Source organism: Empedobacter sp. UBA2044 (genome assembly GCF_002333005.1).
Taxonomy (GTDB): domain Bacteria; phylum Bacteroidota; class Bacteroidia; order Flavobacteriales; family Weeksellaceae; genus Empedobacter; species Empedobacter falsenii_B.
In genome coordinates this window covers 26,652-32,858 of record NZ_DDBA01000058.1, presented here as the reverse complement: position 1 = coordinate 32,858, position 6,207 = coordinate 26,652, and the positions used below count along the sequence as shown (strand labels likewise).

At 30.9% G+C, this 6,207-nt stretch carries 8 protein-coding genes; 5 read left to right on the top strand and 3 right to left on the bottom strand.

Translation table 11 applies throughout. The features are described from left to right. The first annotated feature begins 543 nt into the window (after positions 1-543). Both B4E59_RS10280 and B4E59_RS10275 read left to right on the top strand, forming a co-directional pair. Positions 544-1,080, top strand: coding sequence for an RNA polymerase sigma factor (locus tag B4E59_RS10280; protein WP_125350308.1), 537 nt, complete (start codon positions 544-546; stop codon positions 1,078-1,080). Between the two features lie 24 nt (positions 1,081-1,104). Beyond that, positions 1,105-1,521 (top strand): hypothetical protein, encoded by a 417-nt coding sequence (locus B4E59_RS10275; protein WP_125350307.1) that lies wholly within the window; start codon positions 1,105-1,107, stop codon positions 1,519-1,521. 6 nt (positions 1,522-1,527) lie between these two features. Here the strand turns inward: B4E59_RS10275 and B4E59_RS10270 are convergent, their stop codons facing one another. From B4E59_RS10270 to mnmC2, 3 genes are all read right to left on the bottom strand, one after another. Next, complete coding sequence (locus B4E59_RS10270; RefSeq protein WP_180905936.1) at positions 1,528-1,824, bottom strand: ATP-dependent Clp protease adaptor ClpS; 297 nt, start codon at positions 1,822-1,824, stop codon at positions 1,528-1,530. Between the two features lie 6 nt (positions 1,825-1,830). Further along, a complete protein-coding gene (gene prmA / locus B4E59_RS10265) occupies positions 1,831-2,658 on the bottom strand; it encodes a 50S ribosomal protein L11 methyltransferase (RefSeq protein ID WP_038336885.1) in 828 nt (275 codons plus the stop codon). Positions 2,659-2,730: 72 nt separating this feature from the next. Next, a complete protein-coding gene (gene mnmC2 / locus B4E59_RS10260; RefSeq protein ID WP_114999065.1) occupies positions 2,731-3,447 on the bottom strand; it encodes a tRNA (5-methylaminomethyl-2-thiouridine)(34)-methyltransferase MnmC2 in 717 nt (238 codons plus the stop codon). 80 nt (positions 3,448-3,527) lie between these two features. Between mnmC2 and B4E59_RS10255 the strand changes: the two genes are divergently transcribed. The 3 genes from B4E59_RS10255 (at position 3,528) to B4E59_RS10245 (ending at position 6,200) form a co-directional block, all read left to right on the top strand. Beyond that, the gene (locus B4E59_RS10255; RefSeq protein ID WP_280038161.1) at positions 3,528-4,589 is read left to right on the top strand and encodes a branched-chain amino acid aminotransferase; all 1,062 of its coding nucleotides are present in this window, start codon (positions 3,528-3,530) and stop codon (positions 4,587-4,589) included. Between the two features lie 105 nt (positions 4,590-4,694). Beyond that, a complete protein-coding gene (locus tag B4E59_RS10250) occupies positions 4,695-5,717 on the top strand; it encodes a DUF4407 domain-containing protein (protein ID WP_291046811.1) in 1,023 nt (340 codons plus the stop codon). 54 nt (positions 5,718-5,771) lie between these two features. After that, positions 5,772-6,200 carry a hypothetical protein gene (locus tag B4E59_RS10245; protein ID WP_125350302.1) on the top strand — a complete coding sequence of 143 codons (429 nt, stop codon included), beginning with the start codon at positions 5,772-5,774 and terminating at the stop codon, positions 6,198-6,200. The last annotated feature ends 7 nt before the right edge of the window (positions 6,201-6,207 follow it).

Below are 6,207 nucleotides of genomic sequence, written 5' to 3'. Positions count from 1 at the left end.
AGGCTTTTTTTGTGGGTATACTTTTTTGTAAAATGTACAAAGTAAAATGTAAGCTACCACATCTCCAGACTATGTTTTATAAAACAAGAAGCTTGCTTTCATCCAAGAAGAGCTTCTAATTAGTCAACTAGAAGCTTCTTCTTGATAAAAAGGAAGCTTCCTTTTTGCAACTAACTCAGAACTTACAACCAGCGTTAGGGAGAGTAGTCTAAATCCTTTTGTAGAAATTGGATTTTCTTACTTGTAATAGAATTTTATTCTACAAAAGATTGCAACGGATAGCCCGACCGATCGATTTACATTTCTTGTTATTGAATTATTAAGAGATAATTGAGGGAGATTGTATAAATACGAGGAATAGAGCGAGTGAATGCCCAAATAAATTTTTCAATAGAAATATACTTTTATTGATAGGTTCATACTTAAGTATATGTGGAATATGGATTTGATTTCATAAAAAAAATATAAAATATAAACTATGTTCAAAATTATTAGAAGTTTATCATTTGAAATTTAATAGCTTTACAGCTTAATATTACTTAATTGGATCAGAAAATATTAGATCACATTTTAGATAAGGATTGGGAACAGGCTTTTAAACTTCTTGTAAAAGATTATCATCAGAGAGTTTATTGGCAAATTCGTCGTATGGTTTTGATTCATGAAGACGCAGATGATATTGCTCAAAATGTTTTTATAAAAATCTATCAAAATTTGAATTCATTCAAAAATGAATCAAAATTATCGACATGGATTTTTAGGATTACTTATAACGAAACCATCAATTTTATTCATAAAAATGCTAAAGAACAAAATGTTTCGTTTGAAGATTATTCGATGAATATTGCAGATGATTTATCTACGGATGAGTATTTTACAGGTGATGAAATTGAGTTGAAACTACAAAAAGCGATTGCAAGTTTGCCAGAAAAGCAGCGCGTAGTATTTATGATGAAATATTATGATGAAATGAAATATGAACAAATTTCTGAAATTTCAGGAACATCTGTTGGTGCGCTAAAGGCGTCTTATCATCATGCAGTTACAAAAATTAAAGAATTTTTAGAGGATGAAGATTAAACCTTTTTAACTTTTTTTTGTCTTATGAATGATATGAAAGAAAATGGATTAAAAAATAATTTTAAGGTTCCAGAGAATTATTTTAAGAATTTAGAAGATGAAATTTATTTTAAAAGCTTAAAACAAAAGGAAAATTATACAACCCCTACTAATTATTTTGACGATTTAGAACAGTCAATTTTATCGAAAACTATTGATAAAAAAGAAACAAAAGTTGTACATTTCAATATTTGGTGGGCTGCTGCTTGTATATTGCTATTAGCATTGGTTGTAACTCCTTTTGTGATTAATTCTACAGAAAAATCTACAGAAGTTGTGGATACAAAAACAGAAAATCATGTTTACGAGAAGATCTATGATTCGTATATAGTGAGTGATCAAAACAAAAAATCGTCCAATGTAACATTAGACGATTCTGATTTTGCTTTATATGATTATTAAGAAATTCTAAATAATTTCTGCACTTAAACCTCGGTTCAATAATTCTGTGCATCGAGGTTTTAAATCTTCTAATTCACCCGTCAAGACTTCGCATTTACCTTTGTAGTGAATCAAAATAGAACATTGTTCCGCTTGCTCTGGCGTGTGTTCACAAACATCAATCAACGATTCGATTACCCAATCAAAAGTATTCACATCATCATTGTAAACAATAATTTGATATTTGTGTGATTCCTGTTCCAATACATCAACAGCCGAATCTTTTTCCGTTTCCCACATGGGTTGCGTTGCGTATTTTGTCATATCATTTTATTTTTTGAAATGTAGCGCAATCCACTCATTTCGTTGTTTTTTAGATACAAATTTCAAACCATTTTCTGTACAAAAAGCTAAGATATCATCAAAATCTTGCTCCATCAATCCACTTAAAAATAAATCACCATTTTCATTCAAAACATTGATGTAAGAAGGAATTTGACTGATTAAAATATTTTTGTTGATATTCGCTAAAATAATGTCAAACTGTTTGCTTCCCAAAAGTGAATTATCACCCATTTTCGCATCTAAACTAACACCATTTCGTTTTCCATTTTCGATAGAATTTTCCACAGCCCACTCGTCAATATCGATACATTCTGCATAATTTGCACCACGTTTCATTCCTAAAATTGCAAGAATTGACGTTCCACAGCCCATGTCCAAAATATCTTTTCCTGTAAATTCAGTTTCCAAGATATATTCTACCATCAAATGTGTTGTAGAGTGATGTCCAGTCCCAAAAGACATTTTTGGTTGAATGATAATTTCGTACGGAATATTTTCAACTGTTTCGTGAAATTCTGCACGAATCAAACATTGGTCATTCACTAAAATTGGCGTGAAATTTTCTTCCCAAGTTGCATTCCAATTTTGTTGTTCAATTTCTTGACGCGTATAAGAAAAATCAATATTCTCGATAGAATCAATCACTTCTTTTACTTGGTCAATATTTTCGTCAGTTTTTGGCATGTAAGCATCAAAACCTTCTTCGTTTTCAACAAAACTTTCAAAGGGTAGTTCAGAAATCATTGCAATAATAATTTCATTAAAAGGCTCTACTTCCGCAACTTTAAATTTATATTCGATATAATTTGTCATAAAAAAATGTAGAAAACATCAAATTGTTTTCCAGCGCAAATTTACGATTTTTATAATTAATGATAAAGGAGATTATTTATCAAATGGAAAGTCCTTCAAACCAACCATCATTTCACGTTTTCCTGGAGGCCCAGGACGTTTTTGTACAATATAGCCCAAATCTTTCAAACCTCTTTTTATGGTTCCTTTCGCTGCATAAGTGGTAAAAATGGCAGATTTTTTAGTTAAAGAATCAACAATTTCTAACAATTCTTTTTCCCATAATTCTGGTTGAACACGAGAACCAAATGCATCAAAATAAACTAAATCAAAATTATTTTCGTTGATATTTTTCAGATTGAAAAAATCTTCTTCCACTTTCTTAACTTCAAAATATGGAGAAATTTTATTCCAATTTTCCCAATTTGAATGAAATAATTGTTGATAATAATCTAAAAACTCTTCTTTTCGATGTTCAAATTCCGGATAAAGTTTGAAAACATTTTCGAAATAATTCACCAATTCAAATTCTTCATCAGAAACTGGAAATTTTTCAATTCCAACATATTGCACTGGAGTTTTATGTTTTTCAGCTTCCATCAAAGTAATGAAAGAATTAAGTCCCGTACCTAATCCAATTTCTATAATTTTTATAGGATTTTTTGTTTCTGTAAAATGATGAAATCCATTTTTTATAAATACATGAAAAGCCTCTTGTACAGCGCCATGCTTAGAATGATAAGATTCATCCCAATCTTCAATATAGATAGTTTTAGATCCATCTTCCGTTTCTTGAATAATTCTTTTCATCGTCGAAAGTTATGATATTTATTATGAAAAAGTGCAAATAAAATGTACCTTTGATAAGCACAAACAAAATATATCATAAAATGATTATAGAAAAAATTGCTGAATCAAAATTTAACGATTCAGTTTTTAACTCTACTACTTTTGGGAAAGAGTTTACAGATCACATGTTGATCGCGCATTACAAAGATGGTAAATGGGATGAGCCAAAAATTGTTCCTTACGGACCAATTTCAATGACTCCAGCAGCGATGTCTTTCCATTATGGTCAAACAATTTTTGAAGGAATGAAAGCCTACAAAAATGATAACGAAGAAGTGTTTATTTTCCGTCCAGAGAAAAACTTCGAGCGTTTTAATTTATCTGCGGCACGTCTTAATATGCCTCAAATTCCGAAAGAAATTTTTATTGATGGTTTAGAAGCTATTATTGATATCGATCGTCAATGGGTACCAAAAGATTACGGAACGTCATTATATATTCGTCCAGTAATGTTCGCAACAGAAGAAGCAGTTTCTGCTAGGGCATCTAACGAATATATTTTTGCTATTTTATTAGCTTATGCTCCTAATTATTACGATAAACCTTTATCAGTAAAAATTGCTGATTATTATAGTCGTTCAGCTCAGGGAGGTGTTGGTTTTGCAAAATGTGGAGGAAACTATGCTGGATCTTTCTTTCCAACTTCTGAAGCTCAAAAAGATGGTTATGATCAAGTAATTTGGACAGATTCTATCGAGCATAAATACATTGAAGAAGCAGGAACAATGAATGTGATGGTGCGTATAGGAAATAAAATTTTAACAGCGCCAACGTCTGAGCGTATTTTGAACGGAGTAACACGTGATTCTGTTTTAACTTTAGCAAAAGATAGTGGATATGAAGTAGAAGTACGTCCTGTAGAAGTACAAGAATTGTATGATGCTTACAAATCAGGAGAATTAAAAGAAGTATTTGGATGTGGAACTGCTGTTGTAATTACACAATACGATGCAGTTGGATTTGGTGAAGAGCGTGCTCAATTACCAACTTTAGCTGAAGAAGATTCTTTTGCATTACAATTGAAAAAGAAATTAAAAGATATTCAATACGGATTAGCAGAAGATCCTTATGGATGGAGAATTAAAATCGAAAAACAAGCTTAATTTTGTTTAAGTAAATTTTTTGAAAATATAAGCTGACAATTTGATTGTCAGCTTTTTTTGGCACGATATTTAATAATATGTTATACAAAGTACTATATTTGCAAAATGAATGGACTACAGAAATTTTTAATCATCTGTTCAGGGAGTAGTCTTGAACTCTTGAAAAAAACACCAACAGATATCAACAAACATGTTGGTATTGGAGGTGTCATATTATTTACAGGAATTTTGGCGGCTTTGTCTGCTGGATATGCGCTGAATACTGTTTTTGATAATATATATGCAGCAACAGGTTTTGGTTTGTTGTGGGGATTAATGATTTTTAATCTTGACCGATATATTGTCACATCAATGAAAAAGTCAGGTGGATTTTTTCGTCAGTTTTTTATTGCTTTGCCACGTATTTTGGTTGCAATTTTATTAGGTATTGTGATTTCGAAACCGTTAGAATTAAAAATTTTCGAGAAAGAAATTAACAAGCAATTAAATATTATTGTCAATCGAAATAAAGCGGAATTACAAAAAGGAATTGATGCGCGTTATGCTGAATTGGGAACGCCTTTTTCGAATGAACGAAAAGAAATTTATGCAGAAATTGATAAATTAAGAAATGAGTATAATTCAGCTTCTACCGAGTTGGAAAAAGAAGTTGTTGGTACACAAACTGAAACAACAACTGGACGCGAAGGTTATGGACCAAATGCGAAACGAAAAGCAGAATTGAAAAAACAAAAAGCTGCCGAAATCGAAACTTATATTCAACAATCTGCGCCTCGTTTAGCTGAAATTAATAAAGAATTAGATCGATTGAATGTTGCAAAAGAAAAAGAAATTGATGCGGCTAAACCAACCGAAGAGAATTACAATGGTTTTGCTGCACGTATGCAGGCTTTAGACGAATTGTCAGTTAATAATCCAATTTTAGGGATTGCAGCTATTTTTATAGCTCTTGTGTTTATCTCGTTAGAAACTGCGCCAGTTTTAGTGAAATTAATTGCACCAAAAGGACCTTATGATTTTCTCTTAGAAAAACATGAACATTCGTTCAAGATTTTCAGTAAAGAATCCATTCAGATTATGGATATCAAATCTGAAAAACGTGTGAAACATGAGTTAGAAAAAGTATAAATAATTAAAAAAGTAACTTCCGTTTGAAGTTACTTTTTTAATTTTGCATAAGATATGGAAACTTATAAAATAGAAATTTACGGAGAAGACGAAAACCAAATTCAACGAATGGAAGAGGTGATTGCTCCAATAAAAGATATACAGGATTATTTTTGGAAAATTCTTTGGGTTGATGGTGAAAGTGAAACGGACGAATATTCGGTTTTCGAATTGCAAGAAGTGATTGATCAACAAGACGGAATTTTTGTGGAATATGATCAGTTAGAAAGTTTGTGTTATAAAATGGAACATGTAACGGAGGCGTTGATTATTGGAGATAGAAAAGAAAATAATTTGCATGTAAATATTGAGGATGAAAATTTATACGACAACGAAGTTGTGTTTGAATTTGTGAAAGATTCACATTGGCAAATTTTGACTTCGGATATCAATATTGTTGATACGTTCAAAGTTTTCTTTCCAAATAGTAAAATCATTGATTAAAAATAAA